The organism is Fodinibius salsisoli, from assembly GCF_026229185.1.
Lineage (GTDB): Bacteria > Bacteroidota > Rhodothermia > Balneolales > Balneolaceae > Fodinibius > Fodinibius salsisoli.
Window position 1 is genome coordinate 189007 of record NZ_JAGGJA010000004.1, and the last position, 22458, is coordinate 211464.

Below are 22458 nucleotides of genomic sequence, written 5' to 3' on the forward strand. Positions count from 1 at the left end.
AAAAGGTACCATTATTTGTCCGATCAGATCAACAAAAATATGTAATAGCTATACGTGCAATTCAAAGCGAAAATATTTTGGGTTCCATTTTTATTTTTATGGTTGATCGGGGTATCGGCTGTTCATGGACAGGCCCAGGAATCCTCAGATTCAGTCATGGTGCCGGTTTTGTTACCGACCGCTAATGATACGCTACCACGGTTGGCCTTACCCTCCATAATTTCCTTTCCCTTTAGCAACCAGCAGCCCAATCTCTTTTATATCCACCTGCCGGAAGAAGAAGTAACCATTCAGCGCGACTCGCTGGGACAATATCGGAGCCAGCGGTGGTTATATGGAGAGCCTATCGCGCTTCCCTATGTCATGGATTTTGAAGAATATGCCCGCCAGTATCGCCAGCAGTCTATGCGAGAGAACTGGAACCAATTGCTGCGGGAAGGGGCAAGCCGTGAGGATGAAGGCGCAGGTTTGGGCCTTAAAGTAGGTTTGCCTGGAGGAGATGAGTCCACCTTTACAAGTATATTTGGCAAGCCCGAGGTTAACTTGAGTATTAATGGTACGGCCAATTTGAATGTGGGAGCTTCTATCCAAAAGACGGAAAACCCAAGCATTCCGCCAGACCAACAGACGCAGATAGATCCCACCTTTGAACAAAACCTGCAGCTTAATATCCAGGGAACTATTGGTGATAAACTGTCCATACAGACCGACTGGGATACCGAACGGGCATTCGATTTTATGAACCGGGTAAGCGTAGTGTATGAGGGCTATGAGGATGAAATTTTGCAACGGCTGGAGATGGGGAACGTCTCCATGCAGACCGGAAATTCCCTTATTCGCGGAGGGAACGCCCTTTTTGGTATAAAGTCGATTGTACAGCTGGGGTCCTTGCGATTAACCTCTGTCCTTTCTCAGCAGGAGGGAGAGGGGCGGACTGAAACCATCACAGGGGGTGCCCAGGAAAAGGAGCTTTCTATACGTCCGGTCGATTATGAGGATGACCGTCACTTTTTTATGGATTTCTTTACGCGGCAGGAGTTCGAGAATAATGTCTCCAATCCTCAGCAACTGGGGCAGGCGCTGCAGCTCACGGAAGTGAACGTGTGGGTATTGCGTGAGACCTCACAGCCCGTAGAAGGAGAACGCCAGGCGATAGCACTTGCGGACCTGGGGGTGGTTCAGAACCCGGATGGAAGCTATGAACTGCCCGATGAAGATCAGGATGCTTTTCCGGAATCCACGCTCAATCAGTTTCGGGATCCCGCCCAGGGCGTCTCTGCCGGTGATTTTGCCGTTGACCCTTCTACTTTTGTCGAAGGATATTTTATTCCACTGCAGGAAGGCGTGGATTACGAATTAAACCGCTACCTGGGATATATTTCGCTCAAGAGGAACCTGGGCTCCCGACAAGCACTGGCTATTTCCTTCAAATATGCTGATCCCCAAACCGGTCAGACCATAAATATTGGAGATGTGAGCCCCGGCGGAGGTAACCGCATTTACCTGAAGCTTATTCGTCCCCAAACAGTGACCACCAGCAACCCGCTCTGGGACCTGATGATGAAAAATGTGTATTCCCTGGGAGCTACTAATCTCACTGCCGATGGGTTGGAGCTCGATGTGAAATATACCGAGCAGAATGTGCCGAGCAGCTCATTACCGGGTCGCAGCAGTATCCTTATGCAGGACTTGGGACTTGATCGTGTAGACCAGCAGGGAGCCCTCAATCCGGACAATAAAGTTGACTTCAGCACCAGCGTACTTAATCCGACTACCGGTAAAATCGTTTTTCCCTACTTACAGCCTTTCGGAGATCGTATTGAAGAGCTGTTGACCCAGTCAGGGCTCCCCCAACCCGAGATTGAGGCTATAACCTTTAATGAACTCTATACCGAGCGGAAGGTAAATGCCAGTCAAAATTCGAAAAATAATTTTTATTTACTTGACGGGCTGGCCAAAGGAGCTGTTTCTGCCAGTTATAGCCTGGGATATTCGCTGGTAGATGGTTCGGTAAAAGTATTTGCCAACGGGCAGGAATTACAAGAGGGTACAGACTATGCCGTTGATTATTCAATCGGAAGTATCACTATTTTGAATAATCGATATCTCCAAAAGGGACAGCAGATAAAAATTGAGTATGAGAATAATCAGCTGGCTCAAATTGGACAGAAAAATTTTACCGGGATGCGGGCAGAATACAATATTGCAGATAACATTAACATTGGGAGCACGTATTTTAAGCTAAAGGAGAAACCACTGCAGGATAAAATTCGCATTGGTGACGAGCCGGTCAATAACTCAGTCATTGGCTTAGATGCCAATGCCTATTTCGATGCCCCATGGCTCACCCGTCTTATTGATGGTATCCCCCTCTTGCAAACCAAAGAGCCTTCGGCCATAACCCTGAGCGGAGAGTTTGCTCAACTGCGGCCCGATGTGTCCCAGACAGCAGCAGTCAATGATGCGATTGATCAGGAGCGCCTCTTCGCAGATGAGGAGCGTGGGCTATCCTTTATTGATGATTTTGAAGGTTCAGACATTGGGCTCAGTTTTATGAATCCATCCCGCTGGAGTCTTGCTGCAGCACCGGCCGCTATTCCCGGCTATCAGCCAGATGAACTTTTCTTTGATGAAAACCCACCGACGGATCCATCCAACACCATCCCGGATAAGATCGCCCGTTCAGATTTGCGCAGCGCCTTTGCGTGGTACACCGTACCCCAAAATATTGAGAATATTCTGCAGGGTGTTCAACGAACGCCTGAGACCCAGCGTGTAGAGGTAACAGATGTATTCCCCAACCGAGATGTATTAACCGAAGAGAATTTCATACGAACCCTGGATGTGCATTATGATCCCACAGAACGTGGACCTTACAATTATAATGATGACCTTCGTAACCTCTTACAGAACGAAACAGAACGTACCTGGGGCGGAATGACGACAACATTACCCGCGGGGCAAGAAGATCTGACACAAAATAACATTGAGTTCCTGGAGTTTTGGGTACAGCCTGTCTTACCGGGAGGCAGAGCTCCTACCATCGAAGATTTACAGGATTATGAGGGCCAAATATATATCGATGTTGGAGTGGTCTCCGAAGATGTTGTACCCAATTTTAAAACCAATACCGAGGATGGGCTGGTTCGTCGGCCTAATGATTTGCAACAGGATAATGTGAGCAATGAACCGCGTTCGTATTTGCCCATTCCACCGCCTGCACCCGAGGGGCAGTTCTCCAACGAAACCCGGGATCAGGAAGATGTGGGACTGGATGGAGCACCTAATACCGAAGGGGTTGGTAACAGGAATGAACAGGTCCTCTTTTCCGACTTTATCGATGCCATGCGTGCTTCTTATGGAAGTGGTAGCTCCGAGTTTCAGGATATACAGGCTGACCCTTCGAACGACGACTATGTCTATTATGGTCAGGATGAAGTAGGCAATCGGTCGCTTAACGAACGTTTCCACCGCATGTTTGGATATCATGATGGGAACTCGCCCACAAATGATGGGGATAAACGAGCAGTCACTAACCAGCCAGACACAGAAGGGCTCATTACCCCCTCGATTGTTGAACAAAACAACGCCTATTTTCAATATGAAATTGACTGGAATCCTGCGACTATTAATGATACTGAAGTTGGAACTCAGGAAAGCTACATCGTAGATAAAGTGGATGGGCCTAACCAGTCAGATCGTTGGTACCAGTTGCGCATTCCGCTCGAAGATTGGATTCGGAAGGTAGGAGGCATTGAAAACTTCCAGAACGTATCGTACATCAGGCTGTGGCTTTCGGGCTATGAACAACCTTTCACCATGCGTTTTGCCACCTTTGAGCTGGTTGGTAGCCAATGGCGCAACGCTGACAATGTTGATCAAGAGCAGGGGCCCCTGCAGGGCGAGCTTGATATTGCTTCGGTCAATATTGAAGAAAACAGTCAGCGTCGACCGATTCCTTACCGTCAACCAGAGGGCGCCATTCGGTCGGTTAACCGAAGTCGCCAGCGCCAGACGATTGCCAATGAACAATCTATTTCCATGAACATACAGAATTTGGGTCCCGGCGAGCTGAAGATGATGAAACGGGTTTATCCCGGTGGACTGAATATGATTCACTATTCGAATGTACGCATGTATGTGCATGGGGAAGGATATGATAATCGGGGAGATGCTGAGCTGGTGGTTCGCTTCGGTACGGATCTTACCAACAACTATTATGAGTATCGGCAACCCATTTCACCCTCAGACCCAGACTATCCCTATAGCCAGGAACCTTCCAGTGAAATTGGGAATGGGGTTTTGATGCAGGAAGCTGAAGAAGTATGGCTTTATAATGAAAATAGTATGAATATTTTGTTGCGGGCTTTCAATCAGCTTAAACAGCTTCGAAATCAACAGAGCAGTGATGTAACGCAATTGTATGAACGAAGCGACATCCTGGATCAGGCCCCACCGGGAGCAGCAATTGGCATCAAGGGTAACCCTTCGCTCGATCGTGTAGGTGAGATAGGCATGGGCATCCGCAATCCATTTGATCCGCAGGATCCTTCGGGCGGGGGTATTTCTTCGCTGGATGGAGAATTTTGGCTAAACGAACTTCGTGTATCTGGTTTTGATAACCGATCGGGGTGGGCGGCGAATGCAAAGGCAGAAGTACAACTGGCCGATTTCGCTTCTATCAATGCCAACCTGAACCGAGAGACCGACGGATTTGGGGCATTAGATTCGAGGCTCGGCCAACGAAGGATATCCGATATATTTGCCTTCGATGTCAACTCTACGGTAAATATGGATAAATTTTTACCGAATAGATTTGGTTGGTCTATCCCTGTTACGCTGTCAACACGTCAATCCAACTCGACACCACGATATCTGCCGAACCAGGGCGATGTCCGTCTGGAGGATTTTAAGAATGCCGTCAATGCTCGCAATGACATCAGTGACCAGCAGAAAGAGCAGCTTATTGATCGACAGGTACGACAGAGTCAGACAGCCGTTGAAAGCTATTCGCTCAATATTTCAAATGCCACAAAATCCCGATCACGGTCGCCGGTTGCAAAATATACGCTCGATAAAACAACACTGAATTATGTGTATAATACCACCGAGCGCCGGAATCCTGAATATTCGCTACAGGATGACTGGAATTACAGTGGCTCCCTGCAATATAGTCTCAACTTTCGGAGTACGCCGCTATTCCGGCCATTTGGTTTCCTGGGAGAAGTCCCGCTTTTACATCCATTGGCTGGCATTAAGATGGGATATACCCCAGCCTCCATTAATGCTTCGGTAGGCATTGATCGTGATTACGATGAGCAACGTCGGCGTTTTACAGAGGGACAGCTTCAGAATCCGTTGCAGCAATCCCACAGCTTTACCTACGACACTCAATTTGGCATTGGATACAATTTAACTCCTTCAATTCGAACCAGCTTTCAGTCTCGGTCTGTCTTTGATCTTTCCAGAGCGGGCATCAACAGAGGAGGCTTGGCCGATTCATCCCAGTTTTCAGTTCGTTCCAGTATAGATGTATTGCAAGATCTGGCCTTCGATACGCTGTCAGCTCGCCGAAGTAACTACCAGGAAGAATATACCGCAGGATGGCAGCCTAACCTAAATGCTATTGAGGCTATCGACTGGGCCAATTATTCGGCCAATTACGGCGGCGGATACCAATGGAGAAACAGTCCCTTGGGCTCTGGGTTGGGCGCCAGTTTGACCAATAACCTAACGCTTAGCCAGTCCCTGGATTTAGATTTCCAGGAGTTATTAGAGCGAATGCCATGGTACCAAAACTTGTCAGAATCGAGGCAGAATTATCGAGGTAACCAAGAAAGTGCAGCTGACACAACCGCCGGAGGCAGAGGGTTGGCCAACCTTGCGCAGCAAAGCCTTCATACGCTGCTTAGTATTGAATCCCTCGATGTGTCGTTTAATATTTCGAAAAGTTCTATGCAGAGTGGTTATGCCGGTGGCCCCCAATTCTTCGACATGTTTAACCAAGGGGGCGGGGTCTTTTCACCAGCTTTTGGATACCGAACAGGGTTAGCTGACCATATCGACCGTGACCAGCTTATCCGAAACCCGGGTAATAACAGTGTACAGTTGCCTTCTAATCGTAATCTGTCGGATGATTTATCCGTCGGGGCAGAATTTCGTCCATTTGAAAACCTTACTATAGATTTTAACTGGAATACCCAGTGGAATAAAACCAATACGGAATCCATGACGCTTAGTCCCGGAGAACAGATAAATACCGTTCGCACTCAGAGTGGACAAATCAGCTCCAGCGTCTGGGCTTTTGGAGGAGGATACGATGCCTTCTTCCGCCGTCAGTTGAAAACGGCTTTGGGGGATATTAACGATCAGAGTAACGTGATCTCTGACTCGACGGGAAATCAGGATGGACGGTCTGTCTTGGGCAAAAACACCCTCCAGCGGGATTTTCGAAAGGCTTATTTGGGTATTGGAACCGGGGCCATTGGAGAACGGAACTTTACCCCCTTTCCACTGCCGGGCTGGCGTATTACCTGGTCGGGGTTGGAGTCCTTCATTCCTTTTGTGGGAGGTGTAATAGCTCGTGCATCATTAACACACAATTACAGTGGACTTTATCGGCTGGGGTGGGTGTTTAATGCTGATCAAGATCAGTTGCCCGAGGTTTCTCTGGCTGATTTTTCAGTACAAAATCGACGGCCAGAGTACGAGGCCAATACGATTAATATTGAAAAGCGATTTAGTCCTTTATTAGGCCTCAACATTACGTGGGATTCCGATCTTCGATCCAATGTAGAGTACGAGTATAGCAAAGTTACCAGCCTGGCACTGTCTAACTCTACCATTATCGAGCGGCTCTCGCGGGGACTTCGACTCACCTTTGCATATACGGTCCGAGGGTTCAAGCTACCGCTGTTTCCTCGTATTGATAATGCGGTAGATTTTACCATCAATGGAAGCTATATCGAAGATGAAGAGAAGAAATATGTTCTCGATTCGGATTTGGGTAATGCCCTTGAGCAGGGGGTACCCTTGAATCCGGATCAGTATGATTTGACCAGCAGTTTTACTGGAGGACAATCTCGAATTAATGGCTCGGCTATAATTGGTTATCAATTTTCCCAAACCATCCAGGCTAATCTTGAATATACCTACAACCGGTTGCTCCCAAAATCATCGAATATTTATGCCCGTACGGACCACGATATCCGTTTTAATATTGTGGTTTCTATTCGCTCGGATTAAGCAAAAGTTGGCCTTCATTCAATAATTGATTTGCTTCAACCCTGAAAGGGTTTGAAACCCTTTCAGGGTTTATTAGAACGCCAACCCCAGCAATTTAACGTACTTTACACTCGCCGCACATCAAATACAGATGCACGACGAAGAGTATATAATCTTCGTCCGGCTTCTGGGCTTGAAGTCGGGCGAATGGGAGAGGCTACTAATCTTTTATGTCTCTACTGGCGCGAGCGTCTCGCTCGTGACTGTATTGTTCTATTATGCACTCACCGGACATCGACACCAAGCGCCCGATGAGGGCATATTAGCACGGGTATTATTTCCTCGCCAGAGATGGGGTTATATGATCAACGTGCCGGGCACTTCGGAAGTGCCCGGCACGTGTTAAGATTTAAAGCTCCCTCACAGCTAATACGTTTGTCAGGCGTGTTTTTAAAGGCAGGTACGGCTATTTTACCTTAAACCCTTTCAGGGTTAACCCCCCATAAACACTACTTTTTCGAACGGAGCAACATAAATCCAAACCCTCCGAAAGCCAACAGTAGCAGAAACTGAGGCAACCAATCTCCAAAGCGGGCATAAAACGTCTGGGATTCTAAGATGGGTACGTCATAGCGAAAAGCTGTGGACGTCCAGTAGTCCGTTTTTACTTCTATTGATCCGTTGGGGGCAATAATACCTGAAATGCCGTTGTTAGCGCTACGTACAATCCACCGGCCAAATTCTATGGCCCGAAGCCGGGCATAGGCAAAGTGTTGATGGTGACCGCTCGTGTTGCCCCACCAGCCGTCATTAGTGATGATGGTCAGGTAACCCGCGTCGTTTTGTACGTAGCTTCGTATCCAGCTGGGGTAAACGGAATCATAGCAGATGAGCGCCGGTGTTTTGGTGATGCCAACCGTAAATTGATTGGCTTTTTTGCCTTTACCATATCTTTGAATTTGGTTCCAATTGATCCATCCAAAGACATCTATAGCATTGAGGAAATGCACAAAGGGCACGCGTTCTACAATAGGAACCAGGTTGTGCTTGCGATAAACATCCATGGGTTCACGGGCGGAAAATTTAAGGGCAGCATTAAAAGGTAAATAGGCACGATCCTTTGAATCATAATAGGGCAGCCGCGGAGCATTTTCTTCCTTATAAAACTGTAGGTAGGTTGACCCGCCTAAGATAGTCGTCCCCCAGTCCAGCAGTTTTTGCTTAATGACAATTTTATCGCGATTAGGCGCAAGCCCAAACTCATCCAGGTTGGTAATGCGCGACTGTATGGCATTTTCCGGCCAGACAATCAGCTCGGTATAAGATGTTCGGAGGGAATCACTGAGCTGCAACAGATGATCCAGCGCCTGTGCAGAGTTGGGGTATCCGCCATTGGGGTAGTAGGAATCAAAATTTGGTTGTACCACGACGATTTCTTGCTCAGGTGCATCCGCATTACGGCTGTCGGTCCAGAAGAGTCCCACGGAAACAAGCGGAAAAATCAGGAAAACAGAGCCAAAGGCAATGATTGTACGGCGCCTGGAATGTTTGATAACTTGGTAGCCTAAGCTGGCTGTGAGCAGCACCCAAAACGAGATGCCCCAGTAACCGGTGATTGAAATATACTGGATGAGGGCCGGAACGTTAGACCACGCATTGCCGATTGTCAGCCAGGGCCAGGCCAGATCCCAGTGGTGGTGCAGATATTCAAAGCTAAGCCAGCTGGCTGCTTGGAATAGGGCAATGAGGCCGGCTGAAAAGCTGGAGCGCTGGAACTTATATTGCAGCATTACGGGGATGGTCATGACGGCAGAATTCGCAATAATAGCTGCAATACCCCCGGCCATGGTTGCCATCATCAGCCAATAAGTGGCAATGAGGTTCCAGATTATAAATCCCGGATATACCCAGAAAGCGGCCTCACGATACGAAGAGGAGAGATCGACGATTCGGAAAATGCATATAAAAGCAGGAAACGTCAGAAAGGGTAAAGGCAGGGGCGGAAAGCTGATGCCCAGCAGTACTCCGGCTATAATGGTGAGCGCTCCCTTGGAGTGCCAGATATTATTCAGATGTTTATTCATTCGGAATAGCTTTTGGGGGCAATGATGACAACAATTTCTCCTTTAACTTCCTCTCTCAGCTCAAAGCGATCAAAGACGGATTTTAACGGACCTCGTACCACTTCTTCAAACTTTTTGGTCAGCTCGCGGCATACAGCTACCATGCGCTGGTCGCCCATATATTTTCGAAGTTCTTTCAACAGTTTTTGCAGTCGATATGGACTTTCATAAAGTACGACAGAGCGTTCCTCATCAACCAATTGCTTAAGTTGTTTCTGGCGTCCCTTTTTTTGTGGAAGGAATCCTTCAAACACATATTTATCACAGGGTAAACCACTGGCCACAAGTGCGGTGGTGGCAGCATCAGGGCCTGGAATGACGGAAACCGTATGGCCCGCCTGATGAGCAGCACGAACGGCCAAAAAGCCAGGGTCTGAAATGCCCGGCATGCCGGCATCCGAAATGACGGCCACATCCTGATGTGCATCAAGAATGTTAATCAGATGTTCTACTTTTTGATGTTCATTATGCTGGTGGAAAGCAAAGGTCGAAGCGTTAATTCCCAAGTGGTTTAACAGAACGCCCGAAGTGCGTGTATCTTCACAAGCAATATAATGGACGGAAGCCAATACCTCTTCAGCACGTTTAGAGATATCACCTAAATTACCAATGGGGGTTGCAACAATATATAGGGTACTCAATGCAGAAAAATTATAAATGAATTTTCCTTGAAAATAAGAGCTATATCGGATAATGCCACATCCAATTTATTTAGTACCACCACAGGCAGTCTCTTCATTGAAATTGGATGAACTTTGCATCGAAAAAGGCTATACTAAGTTGCAATTGGATTGATGATTGCTGGTAGCATATTTATCAGTTTGTGACAAATTATTTTAACTCAATATTATTATGGCAGATTTTAATCCTTCAGGTATTAATCATATAACCATTCGAGTGAATGATATTGAACGGGCAGAAGAATTTTATGGCGAAATACTAGGTTTTGAACTGGTCCGTAAAATGGGGAAAAGTATGGCGGTATATCGGATAGGCTCCGAAGATACCATCGTGTTAGTGGAAGCAGAAACAAGCTATGATACTTCTTCACGGGACTATCGGGTCGACCATTTCGGTTTTTACCTCGAATCGGAGGAGAAAGTGGATGAGATGGCAGAATATTTCCGGGAAAAGGAAGTTACCGTATTAAGTGGTCCTGCGAATCGCAAGCGAGGCCGTTTTATCTTTATTTCAGATCCCGATGGGAATATGATTGAATTTTTCTATGAGGAAGATGATGAATAATTTCCAATCCTATACAACTGACAGCTTTGAGGGATAAATCTGCTGGAGATCGAAACCTGTGCAACTTTGTCAGCAGTTTGGTTGGTGTATCTTAATGGCATGTTATTTGCATAATTCCCATCACAACACATAAACAGTATTTAATATAGAATTTTTAGTACATGAGCGAATCTAAAGAGCAGGTTTCAGAACAGGAAACGACCGACGAGCAAGAACAATCTTCAGTTGATGAAAACAAGGATACATTGTATGCTGATCTGGATGTCGAAGAGCTCCGCGAACTACTGATTGCCCGTGAACAAAAGGTTGAAGAGCTGGAGGATGAACTGTCCAAGGCGAAAGATACGCACCTTCGGAAGGCAGCGGAATTACAGAACTATCGAAAGCGGGTACAGCGGGAACGTTCACAAATTTACGAAACTGCTAAAGCCAATGCCTTAGAAGAGTTTCTGGATATTAATGACGACCTGCGTCGTTCGCTTAAAGCTGCCGAAGATCTTGAGGTTGATGATACCTTTATGGATGGTGTAATGCTTGTGGCCAATAAATTTGATGAAGTGTTGAAAAAATATGGTGTTGAACGAATTGATGAATCAGGAGTTCCATTTGATGTCGATTTGCATGATGCCATGATGCGACAAAAGCCTCAGGATGATGATATTGGCAGCGATGTTGTTCTGGATGTTATTGAAAATGGTTATCGGATGGGAGATCGTACTATCCGTCATGCAAAAGTAATTGTAAGCGAGTAAGTTTAAGGTTTAAGTAAGTTTTACATGTCTAAACGAGACTACTACGAAATTTTAGGTGTCAACAAAGACGCATCGGATTCTGAAATTAAGAAGGCCTATCGAAAGCGGGCCATGAAATTTCATCCCGACCGTAATACAGATGATCCCGAAGCTGAACGAAAATTTAAAGAAGCCTCAGAAGCCTATGAAGTGCTGAGCGACGATCAAAAGCGCCAGCGGTACGACCAGTTCGGCCATCAGGGCGTGAATGGTGGCTTTAGGGGGCGTGGAGGAGCTGGCTTTGAAGATATCGGCTTTGAAGATATCTTTAGCCGCTTCAGCGATATTTTTGGAGGTGGTGATCCCTTCGGAGGCGGAGGACAGTCACGCGGGCGACGATCGCCAGGGCAACCCGGATCAGATATGAAGCTTCGCATTGAGTTGAATCTCGAAGAGATCGCCTTTGGCACTGAAAAGAAGCTGAAGGTTAAGAAACAGATTAAGTGTGAGGAGTGTAACGGTATTGGTGCTGCTACAGAGGAAGATTTCGAGACATGCAGCACCTGTAACGGTATGGGCCAAGTTCGTCAGGTTCGTAAGACCATGCTGGGGCAAATGGTGAATGTACAACCATGCCCTGACTGTCAGGGCGAAGGCCGTATTATCAAGAAAAAGTGTTCTAAATGCCACGGGGAAGGACGGTATAGAGGCGAAGAGATGGTTCAGGTTCGCATTCCTTCCGGTGTTTCTGAAGGAAATTATATTACCTTGCGTGATCAGGGAAATGCCGGAAAACGAGGAGGTAATCCCGGTGACTTAGTCGTTCTTATTGAGGAGAAAGAGCACGAACATTTTGAGCGTGATGGCAATGACATCTATTATGATCTTGTCTTAAGCGTACCGGATGCAATCCTTGGAACAGAAGTAAAAGTACCTACCCTTAAAGGGAAAGCTAAGATAAAGATTGAACCGGGTGTTCAGCCGGGTAAGCTGCTTCGAATGAAGGAGAAAGGCATTCACGGGTTAAAACGATCGGGCATTGGTGATCAGTACGTGCGGATTAATGTCTATATCCCTAAAAACCTGTCTGGCGAAGAACGTGAACATATCGAAGCCCTGAAAGGCAATGATCACTTCGAAGCTTCCAATAAAGAAGATGATGGCAAAGGATTCTTTTCTAAAATTAAGGATGTGTTTGCCTAAAGGCCAGATTGAGTATAGTATCACATAAGATATACTAAATGGTAAGCAACAAGCGTAAAGGTCATCCAGAGCTAATCCGATTATTGGGTGTGGCTCTGGGTGATAGGGCTATTTCGTACCAATTAGCTTATTCCTTTTAATTTGATCCTTGAACCCAGTTATGGAAGACTTCGGCAAACCGTTGAGGTGATTCCGGATCCATATTGAAGTAGAGTGAGGGCTCAATAAGTTCCAGCTCCATAAGGGCAAAACTGTCTTGCTCCGTACGAACAAAGTCAACACGAGTGTAGAGCGGGGCTGGATTGAGTTGCTCAAGGATCTCTTGGCCCAGGCTCCTTAGTTCTTTTTCGGGCTCTACTTTCTTAAGACGTCCCCCGTGTTCTTCCTGAACCCGAAAGTCGTTCTGTTCCGGAGTCTTCAGTATTGTATGGCTGTAGGTATCACCAAAATAAAAAAGAGAAAACTCTCCTTCTTCAACAATGTGAGGCATAAACGGCTGCACGATAAACGGGCGTTGCTCAAAAAGTTTGGCTAACTGATCGGTATACTGCTTGTGGTCTTTTCGTTTTATACGGAAGGTATCATCGGCCCCGGCACTGATAGTTGGCTTTATAATAATTTCGCTGCTCGAAAGTTCTTCAAAAAATCGCGGATACTGTTCTATTGAGAAGGTGTCTTCCCAAATGCTGGGTACAATCTCTATACCTCTGCTTTCGAGATCGCGCAGGTAGGTCTTATCAATATTCCATTTGATGAGATCCAGTTTATTCTCGAGGCGTGCCGTGGAGCGATCAATTTCCTGAAGCACCTTAAAAAAAGCTTCCGGATCTTTCTGATAATCCCACGGACTTCGTACGACGACGACTTCAAACTGATTCCAGTCCACCTGCTTATCCCTCCATGAAACTTCCTCGACTGCCCATCCTTTATCGGCCAGTGGATTGAACAACAAGTGGTCGTAGCAATCAAAATTTTCAAGGCTGTCCATTGACAGGAAGGCACACTTTCTCATGGAAAAATATTTTAAATTGGTTAGGCGATAGAAATTTTCAAGAAGAAAATAGGATATCTGACTCTATAAATAAATGCTTATTTGGCATGGAGGGAATCATCCAGATCGGCTTGCTCAAGTTGCAGTGTGCTATGCTCAATACCAAATTCTTCGTGCAGAGCATGCTTTAACTTTTTTAGCAACTCATCGGATGCAGCATCCGTAACCAGATGCACAGACAGCGCATTTTCGGTCGTACTCATGGCCCAGATATGCAAATCATGCACTGCCTTAACGCCTTCATGGTCTTTTAAAAACTCCCTTACTTTCTGATAGTCGATGTTCTCTGGTACTGCATCCAGTGCCAGGTTAATAGAATCTATAAAGAGCTGCCAGGTGCTGTAGACGATAATGATCAGGATAAGGAAGCTGGTTACCGGATCGATCCAGTTATAGCCCGTGATGTTAATAAGCAGCCCTGAAATAACCACACCCACCGATACTCCCGCATCGGCTGCCATATGCAGGAAAGCCCCTTTAATATTGAGATCACTTTTCTGTCCTTTAATAAATAACAGGGCCGTGATGGTATTTATCACAATGCCAATTCCTGCCACAATCATAACTTTGGTGCCGGCAATCTCAGCAGGTTCAAAGAACTTTTGCCAGGCTTCCCAGCCGATGATGCCCGCCGCTCCAAATAACAAGAGGGCATTAAGGATGGAAACCAGGATTGTACTTCTCCTTAATCCATACGTATACTTTAGCGAGGGTCGTTTTTGGGCTACCGCCATTGCAAACCAGGCAAAGACAAGACTTAGCACATCACTGGCGTTATGGCCGGCATCCGCCAGCAGGGCCGAGGAATCAATGAGCAATCCATATACGATTTCAACTGCGACATAAACGATATTTAAACCAATGCCGATAGCAAAGGCTTGGCCATAGGTTTGAGCGTGAGGGGAATGATCATGCGTCATAAAGAGAATGAATTCGTTAGCGATAATTACATGCTACTGATTACTAATAGGTTTATCATCCCGGGCACTTGCCAAGTGGGGAACGGTGACCTTAAACGTTCAATAGTAAGTATAGAGGCTTTGTTTTACCAAAGCTTGCATCATATTGTGTTTTCCGTGCAGAATTTTGTGGATAACTGAAACTGGCAACAAAAACCAAGGTCTACAAAGTCCTTAATATTTTCTATTTTTGTGCGCCATGAAGAAGACAATTTCTGATATCTCACTGTTACTGCGTAAGACGCTTCATACCTTTGGAGAAGATGATCCTATTATTTTGGCGGGTGCGCTGGCTTTTTTTACGGTCTTTGCCATTCCGCCTATCTTAATCATGGTCATTTTTAGCATTGGATTATTTACGGGACAGCAGGTAGCCTCCACAGAAGTATTTAACCAGATTCAGCAGCTTATTGGGCCGGCGAGCGCTGATGTATTGCAAAATATTGTGTCGCATTATTTTGTAGAGGATCAGAATATCCTGCAGCGCTTAATTGCCATCGGGATCTTCCTATTTGCTTCGAGTTCGTTTTTCCTCATTATTCAGCATGCCTTGAATCGTATCTGGAGCGTCAAACCCCGATCCAAAAAGAAGGTGATTAAAACATTAGAAAACCGAGCGCTTTCGTTTGGGATTATTATGTTTATGGGATTCATCCTGGTTCTTTCGTTGGGAACCCATTCAATACTATTATTGGTCCGCGAAGAGCTTAATCAACTTTCACCATTACTGACGCCATTTGTGTTAACTACAATTGGTGTTGCTATTTCATTTATGCTGGGCATGCTTAGTTTTGGGGTTATTTTTAAGTTTTTGCCGGATGTCATTATCGAGTGGAAGGTCGTCTGGGTGGGGGCCGCTATCACCTCATGTCTGTTTTTACTGGGTAAATACATCATCGGCTTTGCTTTAACCAGCAGTAATATTCAGGCCATGTACGGCACGGCCGGTTCCATGGCTATCTATTTGCTTTGGGTGTTCTATTCATCATTGATTCTCTTTTTTGGAGCCAAGATGACCCAGCAATACGCCTATCTCTTTGCGGAAACTATCCAACCCAAAGAGCATGCAGTGAAAATAAAGAAGATGGAAGTAAAGTAGCCTTTGAGCTCAGCTTATTTATCGGATAACTTCTTGATCCGTCTCACCGGTTCGTATTCGGACAGCTTGCTCCACATCTGAGACAAAGATTTTGCCATCCCCATAACTTCCTGTTTTTCCTTTTCAATGATGAGACCCAAAATATCATCCAGTTGTTGTAGGGGGACGACGGTTTCAAGTTTTACACCTTCGACCAGCTTGGGTGGTTCTTCTTTGGAATGTCCCCAGTAGGGTTATGTCCGGTGGGTTATCAAGGTTTTTTAAGGTGTCAATGACATAATCGATCATATTGATTCTGATAAAAGCTTTTATTTCTTTCATGGTAAAACTTTTTAAACCCGTCAGACCGTTTGGAACGGTCCGACTGGTATATTTAAAAATTAAAGTCCAACGTGTTCGACGGGTTCAGCAAACCAGCGGTAGATCGTGGGCAGTACCACCAGCGTGAGCAGGGTGGAGGTAAACAATCCCCCGACGACAACAGCTGCCAGTGGACGCTGAACGTTGGAGCCAATATCATTGGCCAACAGCAGGGGCAGAAGCCCCAGACCGGTAGTCAGGGCGGTCATCAAAACGGGCCGCAGGCGTAGCAGCGAAGCTTGAACCACCGACTTGTCCATGGGCATGCCTTCTTCCCGAAGCTGGTTAATATAGCTCACCAGTACCAGCCCGTTGAGAACAGCGATACCAAAGATGGCAATGAAGCCAACGGCTGCGGGGACGGAGAGGTACAGCCCGGAAATCCAGAGTGCAAAGATACCGCCGATCGTGGCAAAGGGAATGTTCAGGAAAATGAGCACGGCATAGCGCCAGCTCCCAAAAGTGGAAAACAGCATAAAGAAGATAAGTGCCAGCGTAATGGGCACCACTACATAGAGCCGGTTCATGGCCCGGCGCTGGTTTTCAAACTGACCGCCGTATTCCATGAAGTAGCCGGCCGGCAAGTCAACCTGCTGCTCGACTTTTTGTTGTATCTCATTGACCACACTGCCCATATCGCGGCCGCGCACATTCAGCTGCACGTAGGTCCGCCGACTGGCTTTATTCCTTGATATCTGCTTGGGACCGGTAAACACTTCAACATCCGCAATTTGGGAAAGTGGCACGAGAGCGCCTTTGGCCGTACGAATGGGCAGGTCGCGGAGCTGGTTTATCTGGCTTCGCTGCTGCTTTTGCAGGCGAACAAAAATATCAAAGCGCCGGATACCTTCGAACACCTTGCCGGCTTTGGCCCCGCCGATTCCGGTTTCGACTGTATTCAGGAATTCATCGATGTTGATGCCCAGGCGTGCCAGCTGCCGCCTGTCCGGCCGAACCAAAATTTGAGGCTTGCCGCCCTGCTGTTGGGCACGTACATCAACAGCCCCTTCAACATCCTGGATCACATTTTTAATCTCCTGCGCTTTCCCCGCCAGTGTATCAAGGTCATCTCCGTAGAGGCTGGCCACAACCTGGGCGCGGACACCGCTGAGCAGTTCATCCGTTCGAAGCTGTATGGGTTGCGAGAAGTTGGAGGCCACACCCGGTAAATCTTCCTGAAGCCGGGCTGCCATCGCAGACTGCAACTCTTCATAGGTTCGCCCTTGGTCCCACTGGTCCAGCGGTTTTAGGTTTACCACATTAAAGATAACATTGACTGGTTCAGGATCGCCGCCTACTTCCGCACGACCCACTCTGGAATAGACGCCCTCCACTTCGGGAAATGTTTTCATTGATTTCTGGATGCGCTTGGTATAGTCAGTGGTCGTCGGTAGATTTGCCCCGGGTGGTAAGACCGATCGAACGGCAAAGGTCCCTTCACGCAACGTCGGCTGAAACTCGGTTCCCAGGAAAGGGAATACAATCATGCTGGCAGCAAAGAGGGCCAGGGCAATGCCAAAGACGGCCTTGGGGTAGTTGGTACTTTTCTCAATAACCGGGCGGCAAGAGGACTTCACCTTGCGCACCAGCCAGGGTTCCTGGTCCATGCCTTCATCCGGTAAGATATAGCTGGAAATAACGGGAATATAAGTCAGGGCTAAAAAGATGGCACCCGCCAGCGCAAAGGTGATGGTAAAGGCCAGGGGCTTGAACATTTTGCCTTCGACCCCTTCCAGCGAAAAGAGCGGAAGGAAAACGATGATAATGATACTGGTGGCAAAGACGACCGGTCGAATCACCTCACGGGCAGCCTCGCCGACCGTCCTCAGTAAGGACACGTTTTTCCCTTTTTGCTCCTCCAGCAACCGGTAGGTGTTCTCGACAATTACTGTGGCACTGTCACCGATCATCCCGATGCTGATAGCCAGTCCACCCAGGCTCATCAGGTTGGCCGAAAGTCCGGCAATCTTCATCCCGATGAAAGCGATCAGGAAGGCCAGGGGCACGGTAGAAATGATGATCAGGGTGGATCGCAAGTCGCCCATGAAGAAGAACAGGACCACCAGCACCAAAATAGCACCTATATACAGCGCATTGGTGACGGTACCTACGGCTTTGCTGACAAGCTCGCCCTGCGAATAAAACGCTTCCATGACCATGCCTTCGGGCAGGGCGCTGTTGATAGCCTCCACCTTTTGATCAATGCTGGTCAGCAGATCCTGGGTATTGGTGCCGATTAGCTTAAGCACAAAGCCGCCTACCGATTCCTTACCGTTGGCAACGAGCGTACCCCGCTTGATCTCTGAACCGAACTCAACCTTTGCGATGTCTTCCACGTACACCGGGGTGCCGTCTTTGTTCGCCACGATAATATTTCGGATATCTTCCAGCCCCTTTTGGTCGGCTGAAATCCATCCATAGCCGCGAACCAGGTATTCTTCACCGCCGCGTTCGATGAAAGAAGCGCCGACATTTCGGTTGTTTTTGTTCAGGGCCTGCTCAAGGTCGTTGAGTGTGAGTCCGCGGGAGACCAGGGCATTCATATCCACATTCACCTGGAACTGCCGCACATTGCCGCCCAGCGACAACACGCCGGTGACCCCGGGCACGGTTCGAAGCTGCGGCTTGACAATCCAATCCTGGGCCGTACGGATATCCATCAGAGAGTTCTGTGCTCCTTCTTTATTCTTGACCTCGTACATCATCACGGTTCCGAGACCGGTGGTAATGGGTCCCAGCTGCGGATTTCCCAGTCCCTTGGGGATCTGCTGCTTGGCTTTGCTGAGCCGTTCGTTGACCAGCCGGCGGGCAAAATAGATATCGGTGGCTTCCTCGAAATAGATGTTTACACGCGAGAGCCCGAAAATGGAGGTACTCTGCACGCGGTCCAGCTTGGGAAGTCCGTACATGGATATTTCTATGGGATAGCTGATCTGCGTTTCCACATCCACCGGGGAGAGCCCGGGGCTGGAGGTAAATACCTGGACCATCGTGGGAGATACATCCGGGAAGGAATCTATGGGCACATCCCGAAAAGAGAAGTATCCATAGCCGGCTACGGCCGCTACCACCAGCAGGACGGTCAGCCGGTTTTTTAAAACTCGATCTATAATTTGTTGAAGCATGATAAAAAAGATTATTTAACGAATATCTTTATTGATACATCATTTATGATTACCCACCCCTCAATCCCCTCCCGAGGAGGGGAGAAAAGTCTTCCTGCGAAGGGGAGGATAGCTTATAGCGTGAGCGCCTGTTCTACAAAGTTTTAGATCCGCTCGTGCTTTTTTACGAGCTAGAGGCTTGTGATAGTACGCTAATGACTGTGCGAGGCACTACGGGACTGAGCCGTCAGGGCTGATTTCAGGTCAAAGGCCCCGGCAATAACTGCCCGGTCGCCCGGTTGCAAGCCGGAGGCGATCTCGACCATGCCCTCATTTTCGGTACTCAGCATCACCTTTGTTGCCCGGAAGCTGCCGGGCTCTTGGCCGGGTACAAAGACCATAGATTCACCTTCAATGGTCTGCACGGCATCCACCGGAATCATCGCGATCTTTCGTTCGGTATCAGTCTGGATACGGACCGTGCCAAACATCCCGGAGCGTAGCTGGCCGCCGGTGTTTTCGAGATGTGCCCGTACCGGCATTGTGCGGCTGTCTTTTTGCAGGGCATATGAAATCCAGTCGATGGTGCCTTTGAAGGTGGCACTGGGCAAACTACGCACCGAAAGGCTTATCGATTGCCCCTGCTCGAGGTACCGGATATCCTGTTCGTAGGCATCAATCATCACCCACATTTTTGAAAGATTGGCAATATGGATGGGCGTCTCGCTGGAGGATACCGTCTGCCCCGGGGAAAGATTGCGTTCCTGGACCACACCGTTAATAGGGCTGGTGATGTAGAAATGCGAGAGGGGAGCCTCCGTGCCGGCTTCAATGCTTTGGATAGCCTCGTTCGACAACCCATACAGGCGGAGGGCTTCGGCTGCGGCATCACGTTCAGCCCTGGTCTGCTCATACTCAGCCTCCGCTTTAAGCAACTCCGCCTGGCTGGAAATATCCTGCTCAAAGAGGGACTTCTCCCGCTTATAATGAGCCTGTTCTCTCTTCAGAGCCGCCCGCAGTCGAATGTAATCGGCTTTAACCTTGCCCAGCTCCACGCTGCTCATCAGTACGAGTCGCTCTCCTTGCTGAACATTATCCCCCAGATCTTTCAGAACACGAATCACCTTGGCTTCAATGCGGGGACCCACTTTGGCAATCTCATCCAGGTCGTAGGTGATACTGGCCGGGCGCGCAATGGTGGAGGATGCGCTGCCGGAGTTCAAGGTATCAACTTTAATGCCCAGGTTGTTCCGCTGCTGCTTGCTCAGGTGTACTTCCCGGGCCTGGTGTTCGCTTTCCCCGGAGTGGCCTTCGGTCTCGCTACTTTTGGCATGCTGTTCCTCATCTTCAGCATGTTCCCCCCGGTGCTGGGAGGGTTTCTTCGTATGGTTTTCATTGTTGTTATTGGAACTAGAATTCGAACTGCAACGGGTTAAAAGCGGCCCTGTTGCAATCAATGTTATAAAATTTAAAAGTATGATTAATTTCTTCATGGTTTTCGTTCTTTAGGATTCAAGAGTCCTTTGAAATACTGACATCATATTTCTACTTCGTCGTGCTGCGCTCAATATGACGTCAGTCTGAGCGCAATGAGTCCCGATTTCTCGGGACGAATGAAGTCGAAGAGTCTTAAATGTATTTTTGTAAAGGCATTTATAAATGAGATTTCTTGTTTTGCTTGTCGTCGCAGGATGTGTGGACATCCCCCGTCCCCGATACTCGGGGCACCCCCTTCGAAGGGGATTTCTTTTAGTCAGAAGGATTTTTTATGCTGTGATAAGCGTCCACGCTTATCTGCAATTTCTTCAAGCGTGGACGCTTGAAGAAGCCAGTAAAGAGGTTTGCACTATTCTTCTATTCTAACCTCAGAAAGTGGGGTGCCGATTAGTCGCTCGACGTCAGCGACACTTCGGTGATACTCGGCCAGCGCCTGGATATGACGGGTACGGCTTGCAAAAAGCGTGCGCTGGGCATCCAGCACTTCCAGGTAATCAAACTTGCCTTGCCGGTAGCCGATTTGGGCGGCCTTGAATGCCTCTTGGGCTCCGGGCAGTACCTCTTCTTCGAGTTGCTGAACCTCATGCTGTGCGCTTTGAAGTCGGTTATAGGCCTGTTGCAGGTCCCGGCTGGTTTCGGTCTCGACGGCCCGGCGTTGTGCATCTGCCTGGTTCAACCGGTATTTGGCTGCTTTGATATCTCCCTGGTTGCGATCAAAGAAAGGCAAGGGTATGGAGACGCCAACCAGCGCCGCTTCAGCCCCTGCATCTTCAAACCGTTTATAACCACCCGTAATGTTGATGTCGGGAACACCTTCAGCGCGCTGCAAATCAAGGTCGGCCTCGCGCTGCTGTATTTCGGCCGACCACCGCGCCACATTGGGATTGCGTTCGATGAAGCCGGTGAGTGATGAGTAGTCCGGCAAGGGCGTTGGGGGAGCCAGCTGTCCCGAAAGTTGTTGGAACCGGGGATTGCGGCTGCCCCAATAGGAGGCGAGGTTACTTCGGGTGGTGGCAAAGGAACTGCGAGCGTTGTCCAGGTCGATGCGGGCACGGGCGAGTTCTACGTTGGCTTTGGTCTGTACGAGTTTGGAGACCTTGCCGGCCTCGACCTGCGCGGCAATGGACTTGTACAACTTATTGGCGACCTTCACCAGCTCTTTCTGCTGCTGCCACTGTTTTTGGGCCTCCAGGGCGGATATGTATGACTTGGTGACGCCTGTCAATACTTCCAGCCTCTGGGTTTCATAGTCCCAGCCGGCCAGTTGTTTATTCGCATCGGCCAGCCGCTTTTGCTTTAGTTTGTCGGCACCCAGCAGGATCTTTTGGCTGAGGCGGATCGTGATTTCACGGTTGTCCAGTCCTTCAAACTGTTTCGTGCCGCCAAAGTTTTCCATCTCGGCTTGCAGTCGTGGATTGGGAAGCAGCGAGGCCTGGATGCGTTCGGCTTCTCTGACCCGCATCTGCCATCCGTAGCTTTGCAGCCCGGGATTCTCAAGCAGGGCTTTAGAGAGGGCATCCTCAAAAGATAATGTGTCGGATACGGTAATGGACGCCGAAGTACCCGGCTTGTTCTGGTTTTGATTCAAGTTCAGGGCGGGAGACTGTTCATAGGTTCGTTCTCCCAGGGTGCTTTTTGACGGTGGTTCAATAATAGATTCTTCGGTGGCACACCCGGCAGCAAGCACAAGCAAACCGAAGGCTATAACGAGTTTTAGGTTATTCATATAGGTAATCCAGCCAATTCTATAGTTTAAAGAGAGGCAAGAGCTGTTTGTTAGTATATTCGTTATTGGTTGAACAGAGAATAGGTTGAGCATATCTGTACCAAATAACAGATAACCATTAACTAATAACGGTTAG

Annotated in this window: 12 protein-coding genes; 5 read left to right on the forward strand and 7 right to left on the reverse strand. The window is 48.0% G+C overall.

What is annotated here, in order from left to right; all coding sequences use genetic code 11:
- Positions 1-54 precede the first annotated feature (54 nt).
- A complete protein-coding gene (sov, locus tag J6I44_RS07380; RefSeq protein WP_265765402.1) occupies positions 55-7245 on the forward strand; it encodes a T9SS outer membrane translocon Sov/SprA in 7191 nt (2396 codons plus the stop codon).
- 488 nt (positions 7246-7733) lie between these two features.
- Here sov and lnt read toward each other — a convergent pair whose 3' ends face one another.
- Together lnt and rsmI are read right to left on the reverse strand one after the other, a co-directional pair.
- Positions 7734-9308 carry an apolipoprotein N-acyltransferase gene (gene lnt, locus J6I44_RS07385; RefSeq protein ID WP_265765403.1) on the reverse strand — a complete coding sequence of 525 codons (1575 nt, stop codon included), beginning with the start codon at positions 9306-9308 and terminating at the stop codon, positions 7734-7736.
- Positions 9305-9988 (reverse strand): 16S rRNA (cytidine(1402)-2'-O)-methyltransferase, encoded by a 684-nt coding sequence (rsmI, locus tag J6I44_RS07390; protein WP_265765404.1) that lies wholly within the window; start codon positions 9986-9988, stop codon positions 9305-9307. Before rsmI ends, lnt begins: the two co-directional genes overlap by 4 nt.
- Before the next feature lie 211 nt (positions 9989-10199).
- Here rsmI and J6I44_RS07395 point away from each other — a divergent pair, with 211 nt between their 5' ends.
- The 3 genes from J6I44_RS07395 (at position 10200) to dnaJ (ending at position 12526) form a co-directional block, all read left to right on the forward strand.
- Entirely contained in the window at positions 10200-10592 is a 393-nt protein-coding gene (locus J6I44_RS07395) for a VOC family protein (protein WP_265765405.1), read from the forward strand.
- Positions 10593-10753: 161 nt separating this feature from the next.
- Positions 10754-11344, forward strand: a complete 591-nt coding sequence (locus tag J6I44_RS07400; RefSeq protein WP_265765406.1) for a nucleotide exchange factor GrpE — start codon at positions 10754-10756, stop codon at positions 11342-11344.
- Positions 11345-11368: 24 nt separating this feature from the next.
- Positions 11369-12526: a molecular chaperone DnaJ gene (dnaJ, locus tag J6I44_RS07405; RefSeq protein WP_265765407.1), complete on the forward strand. Its 1158-nt coding sequence runs from the start codon at positions 11369-11371 to the stop codon at positions 12524-12526.
- Positions 12527-12662: 136 nt separating this feature from the next.
- Here the strand turns inward: dnaJ and J6I44_RS07410 are convergent, their stop codons facing one another.
- Both J6I44_RS07410 and J6I44_RS07415 read right to left on the reverse strand, forming a co-directional pair.
- Positions 12663-13538: an ATP-grasp domain-containing protein gene (locus J6I44_RS07410; protein ID WP_265765408.1), complete on the reverse strand. Its 876-nt coding sequence runs from the start codon at positions 13536-13538 to the stop codon at positions 12663-12665.
- A gap of 77 nt (positions 13539-13615) precedes the next feature.
- The gene (locus J6I44_RS07415; RefSeq protein ID WP_265765409.1) at positions 13616-14497 is read right to left on the reverse strand and encodes a cation diffusion facilitator family transporter; all 882 of its coding nucleotides are present in this window, start codon (positions 14495-14497) and stop codon (positions 13616-13618) included.
- A gap of 238 nt (positions 14498-14735) precedes the next feature.
- Here J6I44_RS07415 and J6I44_RS07420 point away from each other — a divergent pair, with 238 nt between their 5' ends.
- Positions 14736-15635 (forward strand): YihY/virulence factor BrkB family protein, encoded by a 900-nt coding sequence (locus J6I44_RS07420; protein WP_265765410.1) that lies wholly within the window; start codon positions 14736-14738, stop codon positions 15633-15635.
- Between the two features lie 380 nt (positions 15636-16015).
- On the opposite strand, the gene J6I44_RS07425 is transcribed toward J6I44_RS07420, so the two are convergent.
- From J6I44_RS07425 to J6I44_RS07435, 3 genes are all read right to left on the reverse strand, one after another.
- Positions 16016-19120: an efflux RND transporter permease subunit gene (locus J6I44_RS07425; protein WP_265765412.1), complete on the reverse strand. Its 3105-nt coding sequence runs from the start codon at positions 19118-19120 to the stop codon at positions 16016-16018.
- A 191-nt stretch (positions 19121-19311) separates the two neighbouring features.
- Positions 19312-20592, reverse strand: a complete 1281-nt coding sequence (locus J6I44_RS07430) for an efflux RND transporter periplasmic adaptor subunit (RefSeq protein WP_265765413.1) — start codon at positions 20590-20592, stop codon at positions 19312-19314.
- A 353-nt stretch (positions 20593-20945) separates the two neighbouring features.
- A complete protein-coding gene (locus tag J6I44_RS07435; RefSeq protein WP_265765414.1) occupies positions 20946-22322 on the reverse strand; it encodes a TolC family protein in 1377 nt (458 codons plus the stop codon).
- Positions 22323-22458: the final 136 nt, after the last annotated feature.

Bases quoted from the DNA above. Each gene is read 5' to 3' on its own strand.
- lnt (WP_265765403.1), bottom strand. From the start codon at position 9,308: ATGAATAAACATCTGAATAATATCTGGCACTCCAAGGGAGCGCTCACC.
- J6I44_RS07395 (WP_265765405.1), top strand. From the start codon at position 10,200: ATGGCAGATTTTAATCCTTCAGGTATTAATCATATAACCATTCGAGTG.
- J6I44_RS07400 (WP_265765406.1), top strand. From the start codon at position 10,754: ATGAGCGAATCTAAAGAGCAGGTTTCAGAACAGGAAACGACCGACGAG.
- dnaJ (WP_265765407.1), top strand. From the start codon at position 11,369: ATGTCTAAACGAGACTACTACGAAATTTTAGGTGTCAACAAAGACGCA.
- J6I44_RS07410 (WP_265765408.1), bottom strand. From the start codon at position 13,538: ATGAGAAAGTGTGCCTTCCTGTCAATGGACAGCCTTGAAAATTTTGAT.
- J6I44_RS07415 (WP_265765409.1), bottom strand. From the start codon at position 14,497: ATGACGCATGATCATTCCCCTCACGCTCAAACCTATGGCCAAGCCTTT.
- J6I44_RS07420 (WP_265765410.1), top strand. From the start codon at position 14,736: ATGAAGAAGACAATTTCTGATATCTCACTGTTACTGCGTAAGACGCTT.
- J6I44_RS07425 (WP_265765412.1), bottom strand. From the start codon at position 19,120: ATGCTTCAACAAATTATAGATCGAGTTTTAAAAAACCGGCTGACCGTC.
- J6I44_RS07430 (WP_265765413.1), bottom strand. From the start codon at position 20,592: ATGAAGAAATTAATCATACTTTTAAATTTTATAACATTGATTGCAACA.
- J6I44_RS07435 (WP_265765414.1), bottom strand. From the start codon at position 22,322: ATGAATAACCTAAAACTCGTTATAGCCTTCGGTTTGCTTGTGCTTGCT.